This is a genomic window from Flaviflexus sp., from assembly GCF_052087705.1.
GTDB lineage: Bacteria > Actinomycetota > Actinomycetes > Actinomycetales > Actinomycetaceae > Flaviflexus > Flaviflexus ciconiae.
On record NZ_JBQCYC010000014.1, the window covers coordinates 46,797 to 63,365 of the forward strand.

The 16,569-nt window shown below is 58.0% G+C and carries 14 protein-coding genes and 2 tRNA genes; 11 read left to right on the forward strand and 5 right to left on the reverse strand.

Annotation, left to right across the window (positions count from 1 at the left end; all coding sequences use genetic code 11):
- Window positions 1-3: 3 nt before the first annotated feature.
- Entirely contained in the window at window positions 4-1,137 is a 1,134-nt protein-coding gene (locus ACTHUY_RS08380; RefSeq protein WP_441654710.1) for a diacylglycerol/lipid kinase family protein, read from the reverse strand.
- Between the two features lie 34 nt (window positions 1,138-1,171).
- On the opposite strand from ACTHUY_RS08380, the gene serS reads away from it, so the two are divergent.
- Window positions 1,172-2,431, forward strand: coding sequence for a serine--tRNA ligase (gene serS, locus ACTHUY_RS08385; RefSeq protein ID WP_441654711.1), 1,260 nt, complete (start codon window positions 1,172-1,174; stop codon window positions 2,429-2,431).
- Window positions 2,428-3,303 carry an HAD family hydrolase gene (locus tag ACTHUY_RS08390; RefSeq protein WP_441678441.1) on the forward strand — a complete coding sequence of 292 codons (876 nt, stop codon included), beginning with the start codon at window positions 2,428-2,430 and terminating at the stop codon, window positions 3,301-3,303. The genes serS and ACTHUY_RS08390 overlap by 4 nt, the downstream gene beginning before the upstream one ends.
- Window positions 3,304-3,314: 11 nt before the next feature.
- On the opposite strand, the gene ACTHUY_RS08395 is transcribed toward ACTHUY_RS08390, so the two are convergent.
- Window positions 3,315-4,250, reverse strand: coding sequence for an NAD(P)H-quinone oxidoreductase (locus ACTHUY_RS08395; protein WP_441654713.1), 936 nt, complete (start codon window positions 4,248-4,250; stop codon window positions 3,315-3,317).
- Between the two features lie 61 nt (window positions 4,251-4,311).
- Here ACTHUY_RS08395 and ACTHUY_RS08400 point away from each other — a divergent pair.
- From ACTHUY_RS08400 to ACTHUY_RS08430, 7 genes are all read left to right on the forward strand, one after another.
- Window positions 4,312-4,399, forward strand: a tRNA-Ser gene (locus ACTHUY_RS08400).
- 368 nt (window positions 4,400-4,767) lie between these two features.
- A complete protein-coding gene (locus ACTHUY_RS08405; protein ID WP_441654714.1) occupies window positions 4,768-5,280 on the forward strand; it encodes an NYN domain-containing protein in 513 nt (170 codons plus the stop codon).
- Window positions 5,277-7,322, forward strand: coding sequence for an N-6 DNA methylase (locus ACTHUY_RS08410; protein WP_441678443.1), 2,046 nt, complete (start codon window positions 5,277-5,279; stop codon window positions 7,320-7,322). The genes ACTHUY_RS08405 and ACTHUY_RS08410 overlap by 4 nt, the downstream gene beginning before the upstream one ends.
- Before the next feature lie 375 nt (window positions 7,323-7,697).
- Window positions 7,698-8,045 carry a hypothetical protein gene (locus tag ACTHUY_RS08415; RefSeq protein ID WP_441678445.1) on the forward strand — a complete coding sequence of 116 codons (348 nt, stop codon included), beginning with the start codon at window positions 7,698-7,700 and terminating at the stop codon, window positions 8,043-8,045.
- Between the two features lie 50 nt (window positions 8,046-8,095).
- Window positions 8,096-8,185 (forward strand) — tRNA-Ser (locus ACTHUY_RS08420).
- Window positions 8,186-8,494: 309 nt separating this feature from the next.
- On the forward strand, window positions 8,495-9,010 hold the full coding sequence (locus ACTHUY_RS08425) for an NYN domain-containing protein (RefSeq protein WP_441678453.1): 516 nt from the start codon (window positions 8,495-8,497) through the stop codon (window positions 9,008-9,010).
- 685 nt (window positions 9,011-9,695) lie between these two features.
- Complete coding sequence (locus ACTHUY_RS08430) at window positions 9,696-10,442, forward strand: VOC family protein (protein ID WP_441678455.1); 747 nt, start codon at window positions 9,696-9,698, stop codon at window positions 10,440-10,442.
- Window positions 10,443-10,548: 106 nt separating this feature from the next.
- On the opposite strand, the gene ACTHUY_RS08435 is transcribed toward ACTHUY_RS08430, so the two are convergent.
- The 3 genes from ACTHUY_RS08435 to ACTHUY_RS08445 form a co-directional block, all read right to left on the reverse strand.
- Window positions 10,549-10,737 (reverse strand): hypothetical protein, encoded by a 189-nt coding sequence (locus tag ACTHUY_RS08435; RefSeq protein WP_441655799.1) that lies wholly within the window; start codon window positions 10,735-10,737, stop codon window positions 10,549-10,551.
- A gap of 100 nt (window positions 10,738-10,837) precedes the next feature.
- The gene (locus ACTHUY_RS08440; protein ID WP_441678447.1) at window positions 10,838-11,311 is read right to left on the reverse strand and encodes a hypothetical protein; all 474 of its coding nucleotides are present in this window, start codon (window positions 11,309-11,311) and stop codon (window positions 10,838-10,840) included.
- 240 nt (window positions 11,312-11,551) lie between these two features.
- Window positions 11,552-12,199, reverse strand: coding sequence for a hypothetical protein (locus tag ACTHUY_RS08445; RefSeq protein ID WP_441655797.1), 648 nt, complete (start codon window positions 12,197-12,199; stop codon window positions 11,552-11,554).
- Between the two features lie 287 nt (window positions 12,200-12,486).
- Between ACTHUY_RS08445 and ACTHUY_RS08450 the strand changes: the two genes are divergently transcribed.
- Both ACTHUY_RS08450 and ACTHUY_RS08455 read left to right on the forward strand, forming a co-directional pair.
- Window positions 12,487-14,244 carry an ABC transporter ATP-binding protein gene (locus ACTHUY_RS08450; protein WP_441655796.1) on the forward strand — a complete coding sequence of 586 codons (1,758 nt, stop codon included), beginning with the start codon at window positions 12,487-12,489 and terminating at the stop codon, window positions 14,242-14,244.
- Window positions 14,241-16,322, forward strand: coding sequence for an ABC transporter ATP-binding protein (locus ACTHUY_RS08455; protein ID WP_441678448.1), 2,082 nt, complete (start codon window positions 14,241-14,243; stop codon window positions 16,320-16,322). The genes ACTHUY_RS08450 and ACTHUY_RS08455 overlap by 4 nt, the downstream gene beginning before the upstream one ends.
- Window positions 16,323-16,569: the final 247 nt, after the last annotated feature.

The window sequence follows — 16,569 nt, forward strand, 5'->3', positions numbered from 1 at the left end:
GAATTAGAAGCGGACGAGAAGTCCCCCGGGAACCACTCGGGACCGCACTGTTGTGGCATATCCGAGGACGTCACCGTCAACCTGGACACGGGCCGGGCTGTCGGTGACAACGGAGGCGTGACGGGTTTTCCTCATCTCGATTCTTCCGGTCGACGGAAGGCCGTCGTTGGTGACACCGATTCCTGCGAGCCCCATGCGGCGCACCAGGTCCGCCCATCCAACCAACCCGCCCTTCGTGTCGATAATGACGAGTTCCAGCCAGCCGTCATCCAGGTGCGCGTCGGGGGCGAGAACGACACCGCCGGGAAGCTTGCCGCAGTTCGCAAACATGATTGAGCGAGCATCGATTTCAACCGGTTCTGCATCCCCGGCCGTCACTCCCGCATGGATCTTCTGTGCCTTCATGTTCTTCACCGCGGAAGCGACGTAGGCGACCCAGCCAATTCTCGACTTCAGGTCCGAGTCAGCGTCACCCACCATGGCGGCATCAAATCCTAGACCGGCAATCACTGCGAAGCCGTGTTCGCCAGAGGGGACACTGGCTGCATCCGGGTCGGCGGCCATGGCCTCCACCTTCTCTGCCTCACTCAGCGGATCTGCCTCGATGTATCCCATATCAACGGCGTGGGACGAACCGGTGAAGGCCAGGTTGACCATGTCGCGAGTTGATGAGATAGGCAGGTCCATGTTTCGCGCCAGGAGATTGCCAGTTCCCAGAGCGATTACAGCGAGTGGAACGCCGGTACCGGCAAGCCCTTCTGCCACCATGCGTACCGTTCCGTCGCCGCCGGCAGCAATAACGAGCCCCGCACCGTCGGCCACGGCCTGCTTGGCCTGTCCAAGTCCCGGGTCCTCAACCGTTGTCTCGATCCAGCGAACCTCCCCGTAACCGGTTTCGGCAGCCCGTTCCGTCACGAGTTTCTTGAGTGCGGGTAAATCAATATTCTTCGACGGGTTGAACACGACGGCAACCGGCGTACCCGACTTGTCCTCGGTGGACTGATCGGATTCGGAACGCGTCGCGGGTCCGCGGCGGGCCGTCAAGCCCGCAATCAGTTGCCGGTTTTTGACGGACGTGAAAAGGGCGGCGAGCGCCACGAGGAGGGTGGCGATTCCAACCCATGCTTCCCAGGACATATCGAAAGGATACAGCGAGGGTTAGACTAGTTGCATGATCGATATTCGCTTCGTTCGGGACAACCCCGATGCAGTCAAGGCTTCCCAGCGAGCACGCGGCGCTGACGAGTCACTTGTCGACCAGCTGCTCACCGCAGACGAATCTCGCAGGTCGACCCTGCAGCTCGCCGAGGATACTCGCGCCGAGCAGAAGGCTCTCTCCCGGACCGTCGGGAAGGCGACTCCCGAGGAACGACCGGCAATCCTCGAGCAGGCGCAGGCCCTGTCCGCCAAGGTCAAGGAGCTTGAACAGGTCGCATCCGAGGCGAACGACGAATATGAGCGAGTTGCCCTTTCGATCCCCAACGTCATTGTCGACGGAGTACCGTCGGGTGGCGAGGACGACTACACGGTCCTCAAGCATATCGGCGAAGTTCCCGAATTCTCGTTCCCGGTCAGGGACCACCTGGATATTGGCGAGGGTCTTGACGCGATCGACATGGCTCGCGGCACGAAGGTTTCCGGATCCCGCTTCTACTACCTCACCGGTATCGGAGCCCGCCTCGAACTGGCGCTCCTGACTGCGGCGGCGGATCTTGCTGAAGCAAACGGCTTCAAGCTAACAATGACGCCAACTCTGGTGAAGCCGGAAGTCATGGGCGGAACCGGTTTCCTCGGAGCACACGCAGACGAGATTTATCACCTGCCGACAGACGACCTGTACCTTGTCGGCACTTCTGAGGTAGCCCTTGCCGGGTTCCATTCCGGCGAAATCATTGACCTTTCGGATGGTCCGAAGCGTTACGCAGGATGGTCGTCATGCTATCGGCGCGAGGCCGGCTCTTACGGTAAGGACACCCGCGGCATTATTCGCGTCCACCAGTTCAACAAAGTCGAGATGTTCTCGTACTGCCCGGTAGAGGACGCCGAAGAAGAGCACCAGCGCTTGCTGGGATGGGAAGAGGAAATGCTCGCCAAGGTTGAGCTTCCTTACCGCGTTATCGACACCGCAGCGGGCGATCTCGGCAGCTCCGCAGCGCGGAAGTTCGACTGCGAGGCCTGGCTACCCAGCCAGGAACGGTGGATGGAAGTGACATCCACGTCGAACTGCACGACGTTCCAGGCACGCCGCCTCGGTATCCGCGAGCGCTACGAAGGGAAGACCCGCACGGTCGCCACGTTGAACGGCACGCTCGCCACAACGCGCTGGCTTGTTGCGATCTTGGAAAACCACCAGCAGGAGGACGGCAGCCTGTACGTCCCGGAGGGTCTGCGCCCGTACCTCGGTGGCCGCGACATCATCAAGCCAGCGTGAAGGTCGAATTCACCGCAGATGATTCTGCGCGGCTCCGCGACGCCATGTCCTCCCTTCCGGGGGCGGGGCCGGAGCTCATGGTTGCACTTGACCTCGACGGAACAACGATCGGGCACGACACGTCGCTCTCCCCGCGCGTTGCCGAAGCTATTCACGCCCACTTGAATATGGGCACGCACGTCATCATGGCGACGGGTCGCGGTGTGGACGGGATGATGTTGGTTGCCGAACAGCTGGAGATGCCGGACGGGCTGTCCGTGTGCGCCAACGGCGCACTGACCTTTAAGCGGGACAAGCAAGCAAACGAACCCGGACTCAACCCTGGCACGCGCCTGCTTGACTACGTGACGTTCAACCCGGCCGCCGAAATCGAGGCCGTCGCCACCCACATCCCCGACGCCCTTCTCGCAGTGGAACCCGCCTGGGGTCCCCGCAGGGTCTCGGCAGAGTTCCCTCCGGGAGAACTCACAGGCCAGTCAATTGTTACGCCCATTGACTCTCTTGCGAGCGATGACGCAACCCGCCTAACGGTCCGCGCTCCGCACCTGTCCCCCGAAGAGCTTCAGGACAGGATCGACAATCTTGGCCTGAACGGCGTCGAGTACGCGATCGGCTGGACCGCATGGCTCGACATCTCCCCCGAAGGAGTATCGAAGGCAACCGCTCTTGAGAAGCTCCGCATGGAGCACAGCATTTCACTGTCGTCGGTCCTCACCGTGGGAGACGGCGACAATGACATTGGAATGCTGGAATGGGCGGGCACCGGTATTTCCATGGGAGATGCCACCCCGAAGGTACATCGTGCAGCTAACGCCAGAACCGCCTCCGTTGAGGATGATGGTCTAGCAGTCGTTCTTGAGCGCCTCCTGTAAGCACTCAGCTTTCAGATTCGCAGGACCACTTTCCCGAATGGGGATCCGGACCTGACATGCTCGTGCGCCTCTTTTGCCTGGCCCAGTGGGAAGGCGCGGTCAACGAACGGAACGATCCTGCCGTCCGCAAGTCGCGGCAACGCAAACTCGGCCGCGTCACGGATAATTTCTACCTTCTCCTCTTTGGGGCGGCTTCGTAGCGTCGACCCGAGAACACTCAGGCGCTTTACCATAACAAGGCCCACCGGGATCTCCGCTTTTGTCCCGCCCTGGAGGGAGATGATTGCGATGCGTCCCTCGAGGGCGAGTAACTTCAGCATCTGCCCAACATCCGAACCGACACTATCGAGGATTGCGTCAACACCATCGGGAGCATGGTGCTTAACCTGTTCGGCAACATCGCCACGATGATCGATGGCTGTTGCTCCAAGCTCCTCGACTTGTCGGCAACGATCTGGCCCTCCAGCGGTCGCAAGAACATTCGCGCCAAGCTCCCGCGCCAACTGAACAGCAAAGGTTCCAAGAGAACCGGAGCCGCCCTGAATGAGAACAGTGTCGCCGCTACCTACCTTCAGAATGTCAACAAGATTCGACCATGCTGTTGCTAGGGACTCCGGGATCGCAGCGGCACGCTCCTGATCGATCCCTTCCGGGACGGACATCACCTGCCCCTCGGGAACTGCCACGTACTGCGCGTAACCGCCAGAAGTCAGGAGAGCCATCACCCGCTCTCCGGTATCGACACGCGTGCCTGACACCTCGAGCCCCAGGATGCTTGATGCTCCTGGAGGCGGCGGATAATTGCCGGCAACCTGGCTAAGATCAGCCCGATTCACCCCCGCATACTCCACCCTGACAAGCACCTCACCGGGGCCAGGAGCCGGAACCGGATGGTCGGTGGGACTCAGGTTCGCATCGTCTGTCACTGCCAGCATTGTGTTCTGCATATCTCCATTGTTTCAGCGATGTGCATGTCGGGCACGTTTCTCAGTACAATGGAATGCGCTTGGAGGGTTGTCAGAGCGGCCGAATGAGACGGTCTTGAAAACCGTTATACGGCGATCCCGTATCGGGGGTTCGAATCCCCCACCCTCCGCGGATGGAAACGGCGGCATACCAACAGTATGTCGCCGTTTTTGCATCTCCATATCCGCCCGATAGAAAAACTGAGAAAAGTTTGTCCGAACCCCCACTTATCCTGGAAGCACTTCATCGGATCGAGTTAGCGCTCGCTCCCCGAAGCCTGCGGCCAATCACCTGGCGCTCCTCAGAACCCTTGTAGTCAAGGGTTCTTTTACTACCCAAAGGAGCCTGCAGATAGCCCGTCGAGCGGATTGCCCCGCACTAGAAATGAGTTGATGAATGAAACAATAAGTCGTGAATCAAATTAACACTTGACAACCGCTTAACCACTCCCCTACGGTTGAAGTATGCAAGGTAGTTAATTTGATTAACAGAAAGTAGATGGTTGAAATGCTGACGGATGTTGCGACGATGGCAAGGCCCGGAATTCCCACTCGGGGTCGCCGGATTGTTCTCATCGATATCGAGAATATTGTGGGAGGTGCCGTGACAACCCTCGACCAGGCGCAGTGGGCTAAGCAGCTCTTCGAGAATCGCGGTGTCGTAAACGACTCCGATCAGCTGATCTTCGGCACCTGCCGACTGGGAGCCGTCAATATCGGCGCGACATGGCAGAGTTCCCGGATTGTCATGCAAGACGGGGATGATGGCGCGGACCTCGCACTTCTCAACATTCTTGAGACAGAGGATCTTGCCTCCCGCTACGACGAGGTTCTCATCATCTCGGGAGATCACATCTTTACCGATGCCATCGCGGCCCTTCGCGCTGACGGAGTGCATGTCACCGTCGCCGGCTGGGCTGACCACCTTTCTGCACATCTCAGGCTCGTTGCCAACACAACTTATTTTCTCGACGATCTGCTCTCGCAGACTGACTACACGGAAGCCGCATGACCATCGACTCGTCCCTTATCCTCCTTTCCCCATCCGATATTGCCGAGCTGGCCAAGGTCAGCAGGCCCGTTGTCAGCAACTGGCGCCGACGCAATGAAGACTTCCCTTCCCCCGTCGGCGGAACCGACGCCCGCCCACTTTTCTCGCAGACCGACGTTATTGCCTGGCTGCAGGAGCGCGGCCACGAGGTCGAGCTCCCCAGGCCCGACGCTCAGCTGTGGGCTCTTCTCAACACCGTTCGGGGAGCCGCCCCGCTGGATGGGGTCACTCGACTCCTCCTGGCTCTCGCCGCCCTCAAGAAGCAGAACTCGGACAATCTCGAACTGCTGATCGCACTCGAGCCCGGTAAGCAGGCGCCCGCGGTTCGGGAGATGCTTACGACGCTCCGCAACGGCGTGCCTAACCTGACGCCGGGTAGCGACCTCGAGGTACTCGAAGTTATCGACAAGAAGGCGCTGTCGCAGCTGATCAACGCAATCGCGGGTATCGACACCGATCAGTTAGCGGAAACAACCGATCTTCTCCTCGAGCGGGTCACCCGCCATCAGGTCAAGAGCGGGGGCGAGCACGGATTCATTGGCTCCCGAACCTCGAGGCTGCTCTCGGCATTAGCTCAGGGAGTTGGTGGCACCGTCTACGACCCGGCTTCGGGGATCGCGAATGTTCTCCTCCAGGTAGGAACATCCGGGAAGGCAACACGTCTAGTCGGTTCCGAGATCGACCCCGCAGCAATTGATGTTGCCGCTCAGCGCGCCTACCTTCGGGACCTTGAGCTCGAGCTGCACCTTGGCGATGCTCTTGCCAAAGACCCGGTTCCGGACCTGACCGCGGACACGATTGTCATTGAACCACCGTTTGGCATGCGGTGGGATAGTGCCCACGCCGATGATGATCCGCGGTTCTCGCACGGAGTCCCGTCACGCATTGAGGCGGAGCTAGCCTGGATCCAGCATGCTCTTTCTCATCTGGCACCGAACGGGCGAGCATTCGTCATTGCCCCGCACAGTCGACTCTCCGAGCTGACGTCAAAGAACAAGATCATTGAAAGCCTTCTTCTCGGTAACCACATCGAGTCGATTACCACCCTGCCCGCCAACATGCTTCCGCAGTCACACATGACGCTCACTTTGTGGGCTCTCCGGCCCGCGGAAGAGGGCTCTCTGCAAGTTCGTTTCATCGACGCTCGAGATTTCGAAGAGCCCGAGGAGGCACTTGCTGGGTGGGTTCTCGCTGAGGACTCAGCCGGTTCCGAGCTCGCTCAGGCATTCGTGCCGAACTCGGAACTGCTCAAGGGCAACGCACCGCTGAGTCCCAGCAAATGGGTGTCAGATGCGAATGTGGATGAGGACAAGATCCAAGAAGACTTTGCCGGGGCCCTAGCCGCAGTACTGTCTTCTCCCCTGGCTGATCCAGGTGGCACACTTCTGACCGAAACGTTCTCTGCCGCGAGCAATCCTGGGGTGGTAACGATCGACGAGCTTGCCTCACAGGGCACGCTCACGGTGGTTTCCGGCCATCACCGAGGCATCCGTGAACTGCCCGAAAAATATCAGAACCGCACGGTCAAACCAGAGCACGTATCGACTGGCGAGCTCCCCGAGCCAATCCCTCAGAACGTCGCAAAGAAATACGATCTCGAACTTACCAAGCCGGGTGACATTATCGTGTCGGCAACCCGCGGGTTAATCACGGTGGTCGACCATGAGGGCTCTCGGGCCATTTCACCACTCATGACGGTGCTGCGTGTTGAGGATCCGGAGGCGCTCAGACCCGAGTTCCTTCTCGCTGCACTCTCAGGGTCCTGGAACAACCGACCAAACGAACCACGCTCGATCATGTCAATGCGCCGAGTCCGTCAAGCCGAAATTCCCGCACTGACACCGCAGGCCCAAGCAACTTTGGTCAACGAACTCAACAAGGTTCGAGACATCGAAGAGACAGCACAAAAGCTGGTCTCTCAAGCAGAAGCTCTCCGGATAACTATCCTGGACGGCATCCGATATGGGGTTGAACTCGACCTGAGTAGGGCATCCGCTCAGTAGGCAACGACCGATTGCTCTCCTCAAGGGCTCGGAACCGCGACACAGCGTTCCGAGCCCTTGCCACACAAATATTTTTGGCCAAGGCACCTTGGCTTCCTTCAGAACACCTATTTATGGCCCGTTGTCACGGGCCTTACTACTGCAACAACAACCCGTTAAGGATAGAAAATGCTGATGTACGAAATGACCTGGGAGGACGACCTCTAGTTCTCCGCAGATCTTTCAGGTCGGATCAATCTGCTCAAGGACAACGAGTTCAATCCTCGGTTCCTCGTCGGATGCGCGACCGAACCCACCTCTCTTCTGCCGAGCCCCGCCAACGAGTACGCAATCGACCTTGATTCGGACTCCGCAGTCATCCTTCAGTCCTTTGCAATGGCAGGGGCACTCAACCGGACGACGTGCCTCCTATCGTTTGTTCATCCGGAATGGCCAACGCAAGAGATCAAGATTGAAGGATTCGCAGTCCCCGACTGGATAGCCGAGCTGGAACCAACCGGTGACGGCACTGCCATTATGAAGGACGGCAAACTCAGCGGACACATCACGGGCCTGGTTCAAATTACGGACACCGAAATGCGGACACGTCGCTCCGGAATATGGACCATCAATCTCCACCGAGTCACGAGCGTCCTGACGGAAACCGTGATTTTCAAGTGGGAGAACCCACGACCCTCAGACTTTGTAATAAGCGATATCGGCAACAGCCATGGCCTTTATTAGCATCTGAGTTCTTCGACCTGTAATCTAGATAGCGCTAGGTTCTAGCACTCGGAGACGTCGCATAGTCAGGTCGAGTGCGCCTCCCTGCTAAGGAGGTAGGGGTGTATAGCCCCTCGAGGGTTCAAATCCCTCCGTCTCCGCAAATCGGGCCGATCATGGAAACATGGTCGGCCCTTTTGCATTTAGACGTTCCGGCTTGCTCGATCATTGTGAGCGCAAACAAAAACGGCCCCTTCGGAAAGGGGCCGTCGGACTTCAGTCGTGTTTGCAACCGAATCGTGGTATGAGTTGATAATACCCGGTAAACAGCGAAAGCCAAGGCGAAATACCAAATGGTGAACGAGAACTCCCAGCAGGAGCGCCTGGCCGTTTATATCGATGGATTCAACCTGTACCACGGCCTACACGACAGTAGTAACCGTGCAAATCTGTAGCTGAATGTCGTAAAGCTGTCTAGATCGCTGCGCCCACGCCAGAGACTCGTATCCGTCAAGTACTTTACCTCTTCCGTACTCAACGACCCTGACGCACAAAGCAGACAAGACCATTACCTAGACGCCCTGGTCGCCGCTAATCCCACAATCCTTGAAGTAATTCATGGCCGGTATCAGCAAAAGGAACGGCGCTGCTTTAAGTGTGGCCACAAATGCATCGGCTACGAGGAAAAGGAAACGGACGTCAACCTTGCAACATCGATAGTCGTAGACGTTGCCAAAGACATCTTCGATACCGCAATGATAGTTTCTGCGGACAGTGCCGTTGCCCCAGCAGTTCGAGCTGCCAGGAAAATCCGATCAAACATGTTCATTTTTTGCGCCTTTCCTCCAAAGCGCTCATCATCCGAACTCAAAGAATTGATGCCAGCCTCCTTTCAAATAGGCGTAGCAACGATCCGCAATGCCCAGCTGCCGGACAAGTTCACGAAGAACGGAAAACACTATCAACGCCCCGACAAGTGGCACTAACGCCTTGCGCTATACCATCCCACCCCAGGCCAGCGATGCCGCGGAGCGCGAATTACGCGCGATCTTCAACGGCACGTCCTTGTGTGTAGGGCCAGATGGGTCTGAGCGTGCAACTTGAGTTGATGACGCAAGCAACACTTCCTCTCGTCCGCCAGACCGAGTATGTGGTGACAGAGTAAATATACGGTTGGGCCGTACACGCAAATGTCGGGAAGGACGATGCGACAAGACGAATCATGCTGGAATTCCGAGGACATTCCGGGCCTTGTGTAGGCAGCCCACAACAACCACAGATGCTTCAGCCAGGGTTCTCTAAAGACGGATCAAGACTCATTCCAAATCCTCAGGCATCACCCCTTAAGAGCCTTTACTTGTTGCTCGGACGGGCACCAAGATCGAGGCCTCCACACCTTCTTATCACGGAGACATGGTCGGCCCCTCACACTGATGCGAGTTGAACTCTGGGAACCTAGGCCTCCTGACTTTCACCCAAGTTACGAACGGAAATCTCGAAGTGAAAGCGCGCTTGCAGAAAGCTTCCGCTCGGACTCCGGATCGATTTACCGACTTCAACTCCCAGCCCCAAGTCCCCACATTTTCCACTACCCACTACCAGACAGGGGTTGTAACGTAGGTCTCACACTTGGGAGGTGTTATGGAATTTACACACGGAACCCCCTGTTGGATGCAGGTGGAGTTCAATGACCTGGATTCCGGTACCGAATTTTTTCGCCGAACAGCTGGATGGGAGATTCCTCCAGGCGATCCAGCAATGGGAGGATACGCAATCGCCTCCATCGCAGGAAAGCCAGTTAGCGGAATCTGGCCAGTGCCAGCGGAAGAGCCCGAACCAGACGCAATAGATGTCTGGATCTCGGTCGACAACATTGAGAGCGCACTCGCGCGAGTTAAGGAACTCGGTGCGGAAGTTATCGCAATGGATGGCGTTGAGATCCAGCAAGTGATGGAGCTCGGCAAGCAAGTTTTCCTCAAGGATCCTTCCGGAGCTCACTTTGGGCTGTGGGAGCCGATCACCTTTAACGGGATTGACGTCATGATGGTCCCCGGTTCACCGTTCTGGTTCGAGCACCTCAGCCCCGACCCAGCCACCTCAGCCGCTTTCTACGCCAACGCCTTCGATCTGGAGTTGGTCAATCACGGCGACGAATACTGGACGATCAAGGTGCCCGGAGCACCGGCAGACGCATACGGTTTTGCGTTCCCACAACAGGACGGGAACACCAAAGCCACCTGGTTTGTTTCACTTTTCACTGACGATCTCGACAAGTCAGCGGACCTCGTTCGCGAAAACGGTGGAACTGCCGACGAAGAGTTCGTTGACATGGGTGAAATGGGCAGGTTCACCTACGCAACGACCCCTGCAGGGGTCCCCTACGGCCTGTGGGAAGCCAATCTTGACGGCATGGACTAACCCGATTGAACTCTTCAGCCGCTGAGTGGCAATGACCAGTGAGGGCCCGGTTCCATCAGATGGAGCCGGGCCCTCACTGGCGGATGAGCCGCCTGATCGGTCACTGTCAGGGAGCAGGAAACTCTGTGGCCGAGTTTTCCTGCTGCTGGTCATCCTCGTCGTAGTTACCGCCCTTGACGGTGATGAGGACGCGCGGCTCACTATCGTCAGCATTCATCGCGTACGCCACGTCGGCGCCCGATGCCATGCTGAGAATTGCTGCCATAAGAGCTGCAATCCGAAGCTTGCTAGTCATTTCATCCTCCTTAGTGCGGTACCTGTGTTCTTGTGAAGAATTGGATTTCGCCCCCAGCTACCTCGACAGGAGCATCGCCCGAATTCAGTGGTTGCCCGGATCAGTCACCCGAGTCAGCGGACGGGGCGGACCAGCCTGAGTCAGCCGAAGGTGCTGAGTATCCGGAATCAGCTGAGGGAGCGGAGACCGGGGACGGAGCCGAAACCGGGGAAGGTGCTGACACCGGTGAGGGTGCCGAGTAGACGGGGGCCGGTGCCTGGACCGGCGCCTTCTTAACGGGTGCGGGCTGCGTCGTGGCGGGCTGACGTGCCGGAGCAGGCGATGCTGCGGACGGGGTCGACACTGCCGACTTGGCGGACTGCGTGCTCTTGGCCGACTGCGTGGAGACGGCGGAGACTGTGGTCTGTGCCGAACGTGCAGAAGCCGTTGAGTTCGAGTCCTGTACGGAGTTGTTTTGGAGCTGGACCGCGGGGGTGACCTGGTCGTTGTTCGAGTCGGCAACCGCGAGGCCAGTGCCTGCGAAGATCGAAAGGGCGCCGAGTGTGCCGGTGGTGATCCACAGTTTGCGTGACATTTTTTCCTACTTCCTATTGCCGCTAGTGACGGGGCCTGAGATCCCGTGGGATTTCCTTGATGCTTATATTCAAGCGAGCAGATATGAAGCGAAGAGGAGTTTCAGATGAGAAACCTTTCATCTTCCACTCAGGGTATTTTCAGCTCGGGCGCGTGCCGGATTATGTAGCACTTCTGCGACTATGGAGGAGGGTCATGCCCTCATCAGCGCGTTCCGCTGTTTCAGAGAGCAATGGTGGGCTTAGTGTCCAGTACTCTCATCACGAGGGTCGGCAAATGGGATGTTGGCGACGCGGTAGGGCTCGACAAGCTGGTCGTAGGTTCCTTCGCCGAGACTGTCGCGGAGAATAATGCATGCAACGAGCGCGAGCGGACCTGTCACGCATGATGAGTTGGCAAGGAAGTACAGTGCCCGACATGCCATCGCATACTGGCCGTCAAAGACCGTCCCATCAAAGATAGATTCAATGAATCCGGTTTCATGACGAGTCCGAGAATAGTCGGCAAGTACCTGTCTACCGGTTTGCTCGACGGCGTGGAATGAGTCTTTTCCTTCATCGTCGAGAAACAGGTACTGGTCGATCAGGTCTTCGATGGCTTTCCCGTGGGGGCCGAACACTGCCCAGTCGGGGAGCTCGTCGATGATACGAATCAGATGGCTGTCGACAAAGGTTCCTCGGAGCATGAGGGACGGCCATTCCGGATAGTCGATGATGGCACCGAGGTGCTCGCTTGCCGGGTGGATTGCTCCGCCGGGATTTTCTGCAAACATCGCAAACCGATCTTGTGCGAGCGTCTGCGCATTGACGAGGTCGCCAGGGAATGGCGGCAGGCCCTGCTGGCCCCGCTCCGGAATTGCGATATACACATCTGTGCCGATGTAACTCATCTGCATCGTTTTCCCCTGTTGCAGTTGTCCACAGCCTAGTCTGCACACAACCAATTGCCACGGGTGTCCGTACCTGCCTTATACGCGATCCGTTTACCCGACATTTTTGGACGCTCCATACCCCTTCGTTACCGACAATTTCCTGGCTTTGAATCACGGAACGAATCCCGCATTAGAGGAGTCTTCCCCGTAGGTCAAGAGTCTGGTACTTTATCTTGTCGGCAGTCCACCCGGAGGGCTCAGCCTACTTCACGCCAGGTCCACGTTTCTTTCTGAAAGCGACATTTATGCTCTGGAAGCTTATCCGCCACTATTTGCGGCCTTATTCGGGGCAGGTGGTTGCTGTCGTGGTCCTGCAGACCTTGACGACACTCGCCACGCTCTATTTGCCGAGCCTCAACGCCGACATCATTGATGAGGGTGTTGCCCTCGGCGACACGGACTACATTTGGCGCACGGGCGGGGTCATGCTTGTTGTTGCCCTCGTCCAGCTGGTTACGGCAGTTTTTGCCGTCTGGTTTGGTGCGCGCGCTTCGATGTCTGTGGGACGGGACCTGCGCAAGGCCGTCTACTCGAAGGTTGATTCTTTCTCATCGGAGGAGATCGCTAAGTTTGGCGCGCCGACTCTCATCACCCGTGGGACGAACGATGTGCAGCAGGTCCAGATGGTCCTGCTTATGACGTTGAACTTCGTTGTCATGGTGCCAATCATGTCCGTCGGTGGGATTGTCATGGCAATCCGGGAGGATCCCGGCCTGTCCTGGCTTGTGTGGACGTCAGTTCCGGTCCTTCTCGTCATCCTTGTCATCCTCATGACGATCCTCATGCCGCTGTTCCAGAAGATGCAGGACGCGATCGACTCAATCAATGGCGTGATGCGCGAACAGATTATGGGTATTCGCGTTGTTCGAGCTTTCCGCCGCGAGCGCTACGAGACAGACCGGTTCACGGACGCCAACTCAACACTTACCGATATTTCGGTTCGTATCGGCCGGCTGTTTGTCATCATGGGACCGCTGGTCACGATCATTCTGCACCTGGCAACAGCAGCGGTCCTGTGGTTCGGCGGCCACCGTGTCGATCAGAACTTGGTCGACGTCGGTTCACTGACCGCTTTCATGCAGTACCTTTTGCAGATCCTGGTCGCTGTCATGATGGGTACCTTCATGTTCATGATTTTCCCGCGCGCGATTATCTGTGCCCGCCGTATCGGTGAGGTTCTGGACACCGACACCTCCGTCCTTGAGCCGACCAGTCCGCGGGTTCCCGATAGCACCGACGGTGCTGTCGAGTTTCGGAACGTTTCCTTCTCCTACCCGGGTGCCGACTCACCAGTTATTGACGAAATTTCGTTTACTGCCCGCCCGGGTAAGACAACGGCGATCATCGGTTCCACCGGTTCTGGCAAGTCCACTCTCATTAATCTTATTCCCCGGCTGTACGACACCACGGCTGGCGAGATTCTTATTGACGGTGTCCCCGTCAACAGCTTGAGCCGCAGTACGTTGACCGGGGCCGTGGGTCTCGTACCTCAGCGCCCCTACCTGTTCTCGGGTTCCGTTGCCGACAATCTGCGTTTCGGAGCACCCGGCGCTACCGAGGAGGACATGTGGGAGGCTCTCGATACTGCTCAGGCGACTGAGTTTGTGAAGGATCGCAGTACCGGTTCCGGGGATGCTCTCGCAACCGGGCTTGAGTCCGCTGTTTCCCAGGGCGGCACGAATGTGTCGGGTGGTCAGCGCCAGCGCCTCTGTATTGCGCGCGCCCTCACGGCCCGCCCCAGAATCTACCTTTTTGATGATTCGTTCTCCGCACTGGATGTGACGACCGATGCGAACCTCCGGGCCGCGTTGAACAACTACACCGAGGGCGCCACCGTCATTATCGTTGCCCAGCGAGTCTCAACGATTACCGAGGCCGACCAAATCCTGGTTCTCGAGGAGGGCCGGATCGTTGACCGCGGAACCCACGAGGAGCTGCTTGCTGGCTCCGATACGTACCGGGAGATCGTGGATTCTCAGATCAGTCAGGAGGAGCTCGCATGAGCACCGATAAGAACGCCAAGAATGACGGCACGCTGACCGACCAGGAGATCGAGGAGCTACAGGACTCGGTTGACATGGGTGACTGGGGCGACGCTGCGCCGCCTCGCAAGGCGATAGCATTTTGGCCATCGGCTATTCGCCTTTTGGGCCTGTTTGCTCGGGAACGAATTGCCCTGACCGTGGTTTTCATCATGGTGGTCATTGCCGTTGTCCTCAGCGTGTGGGCACCGTCCATCCTTGGCGACGCCATGAATGTCATCTTTGGCGGCTTCATTTCTTCCGGCATGCCGGAAGGGGTTTCTCGCGAAGATGTCATCGCGGGACTGGCCGGGGCCGGGGAAGCTCAGCTCGTCGACATGCTGTCCGGCATGCAGTTCACCCCGGGAGCGGGCATTGACTTCGGTGAACTTGGCCGGCTCATCGCCATCGTTTTGGGCATGTATGTTGTTGCCCAGTTCTTCATGTGGTTGCAGGGCAGGATTCTCAACGACATTGTCATGCGCATGGTGTTCCGCATGAGGGAGGACATTGAGAGGAAAGTTAACCGCCTTCCCCTGGCCTACTTCGATACGAACTCGCGCGGTGACATTCTGTCGCGCACCACGAACGATGTCGACAACGTGCAGAACGCGATGCAGCAGGCTTTCACCTCTGTCATCTACTCGGTTCTCACCATCATCGGCATCATCTTCATGATGTTCTCCCTGTCCTGGCAGCTCGCCCTTATCGCCCTCATTGCTCTTCCCCTGTCGGGAATTGTCGTCGGCATTATTGGCACCCGCTCCCAGAAGATGTTTACGAGCCAGTGGCGGCATACGGGCCGACTCAACGGACATATCGAAGAATCGTTCACGGGCCACGATCTTGTGACGGTTTTTGGCCGCCAAGAGCAGATGGGTGAACGTTTCGATGAACGGAACGAGGAACTCTACGAGGCTTCGTTTAAGGCCCAGTTCTATTCGGGCATGATCATGCCGATCATGCAGTGGGTGAACTACCTCGGCTACGTGGGCATCGCCGTTGTCGGCGGTCTGCGTGTCGCCAACGGACAGATGACTCTCGGCGCCGTGACTGCTTTCATCCAGTACTCGCGCGAGTTTAACCAGCCGCTCGGCCAGGTCGCCGGCATGGCCAACATGCTGATCTCCGGCGTGGCCTCTGCCGAACGCATCTTCGAGCTTCTCGATGCTGATGAGCAGGATCCGGACCTGCAGGAACTTGCCGACCAGGGAGTCCTCGACCCGTCGGGACCCCAGCCGGCGATTCTCTCCGAGCCCGTAGCGGGCCGCATCGAGTTCGATCACGTCGCATTCTCGTACAGTCCCGACAAACCTCTGATCACCGACCTGTCGCTCACGGCAGAGCCTGGCCAGGTCGTTGCAATTGTTGGTCCGACGGGTGCCGGTAAGACGACGCTCGTCAACCTCATCATGCGGTTCTACGAGATCCAATCCGGCCAGATCCGCCTAGATGGCGTCGACACGCTACTTCTCGAACGCGGTGAGATACGCTCCCGGATTGGCATGGTCCTCCAGGACGCTGTCCTATTCGGCGGAACCATCATGGACAACATCCGGTACGGCCGGCTCGACGCAACTGACGAAGAGGTCATCGCAGCTGCAAAGGCCACGTATGTCGATCGTTTCGTTCACACGCTCCCCGACGGTTACGACACCATCATCGAAGACGGCGGCGAGAACATTTCCGCCGGCGAACGTCAGCTGATCACAATTGCGCGAGCGTTCATTGCTCAGCCGGCACTGCTGATTCTGGACGAGGCAACCTCGTCTGTCGATACCCGAACCGAGCTTCTTGTTCAGCAGGCCATGGCGGCACTGCGAACCGACCGCACCTCCTTCGTGATCGCACACCGGCTCTCCACGATCCGCGAAGCCGACATCATCCTGGTTATGGAAGAAGGCGCGATTGTTGAGCAGGGAACTCACGAGGGCCTGCTCAAACAGGAGGGCGCGTACTACCGGCTCTACATGTCCCAGTTCACCCAGGGTGAAGACCCGGATGATGAGCCAACCCTGGACACTCCTGCTCTCCCCGAAAGCGGCGGCATGCCCTTCTAGTAGCTGAATGTCCTGGTAACAGAGGAGAATCCCCCTGCGGATCCCTCGGAATAGAGTGGTGAGACCTTGACCGTTTGGTCGAGGACCCACCACTCTTAATTCCCAGCTTGACGAACGCCGGTTCGGTCACTGTCACGACCTGGTCAATGAGGGTTCTGACCGGGGGCTGACCCGGCTAACACCTAAGGTCAGTTACTTGTCCGCGAAGCCTTCCTGCTCATCTGAAGTTGTACCGAATCCGGCGGCA

What these genes read in the sequence shown, in the direction of transcription:
- ACTHUY_RS08415 (WP_441678445.1), top strand. Translation starts at nt 7,698, where the DNA reads ATGGCAGGGGCACTCAACCGGACGACGTGCCTCCTATCGTTTGTTCAT.
- ACTHUY_RS08395 (WP_441654713.1), bottom strand. Translation starts at nt 4,250, where the DNA reads ATGCAGAACACAATGCTGGCAGTGACAGACGATGCGAACCTGAGTCCC.
- ACTHUY_RS08455 (WP_441678448.1), top strand. Translation starts at nt 14,241, where the DNA reads ATGAGCACCGATAAGAACGCCAAGAATGACGGCACGCTGACCGACCAG.
- ACTHUY_RS08410 (WP_441678443.1), top strand. Translation starts at nt 5,277, where the DNA reads ATGACCATCGACTCGTCCCTTATCCTCCTTTCCCCATCCGATATTGCC.
- ACTHUY_RS08445 (WP_441655797.1), bottom strand. Translation starts at nt 12,199, where the DNA reads ATGAGTTACATCGGCACAGATGTGTATATCGCAATTCCGGAGCGGGGC.
- ACTHUY_RS08430 (WP_441678455.1), top strand. Translation starts at nt 9,696, where the DNA reads ATGCAGGTGGAGTTCAATGACCTGGATTCCGGTACCGAATTTTTTCGC.
- ACTHUY_RS08440 (WP_441678447.1), bottom strand. Translation starts at nt 11,311, where the DNA reads ATGTCACGCAAACTGTGGATCACCACCGGCACACTCGGCGCCCTTTCG.
- ACTHUY_RS08435 (WP_441655799.1), bottom strand. Translation starts at nt 10,737, where the DNA reads ATGACTAGCAAGCTTCGGATTGCAGCTCTTATGGCAGCAATTCTCAGC.
- ACTHUY_RS08380 (WP_441654710.1), bottom strand. Translation starts at nt 1,137, where the DNA reads ATGTCCTGGGAAGCATGGGTTGGAATCGCCACCCTCCTCGTGGCGCTC.
- serS (WP_441654711.1), top strand. Translation starts at nt 1,172, where the DNA reads ATGATCGATATTCGCTTCGTTCGGGACAACCCCGATGCAGTCAAGGCT.
- ACTHUY_RS08405 (WP_441654714.1), top strand. Translation starts at nt 4,768, where the DNA reads ATGGTTGAAATGCTGACGGATGTTGCGACGATGGCAAGGCCCGGAATT.
- ACTHUY_RS08450 (WP_441655796.1), top strand. Translation starts at nt 12,487, where the DNA reads ATGCTCTGGAAGCTTATCCGCCACTATTTGCGGCCTTATTCGGGGCAG.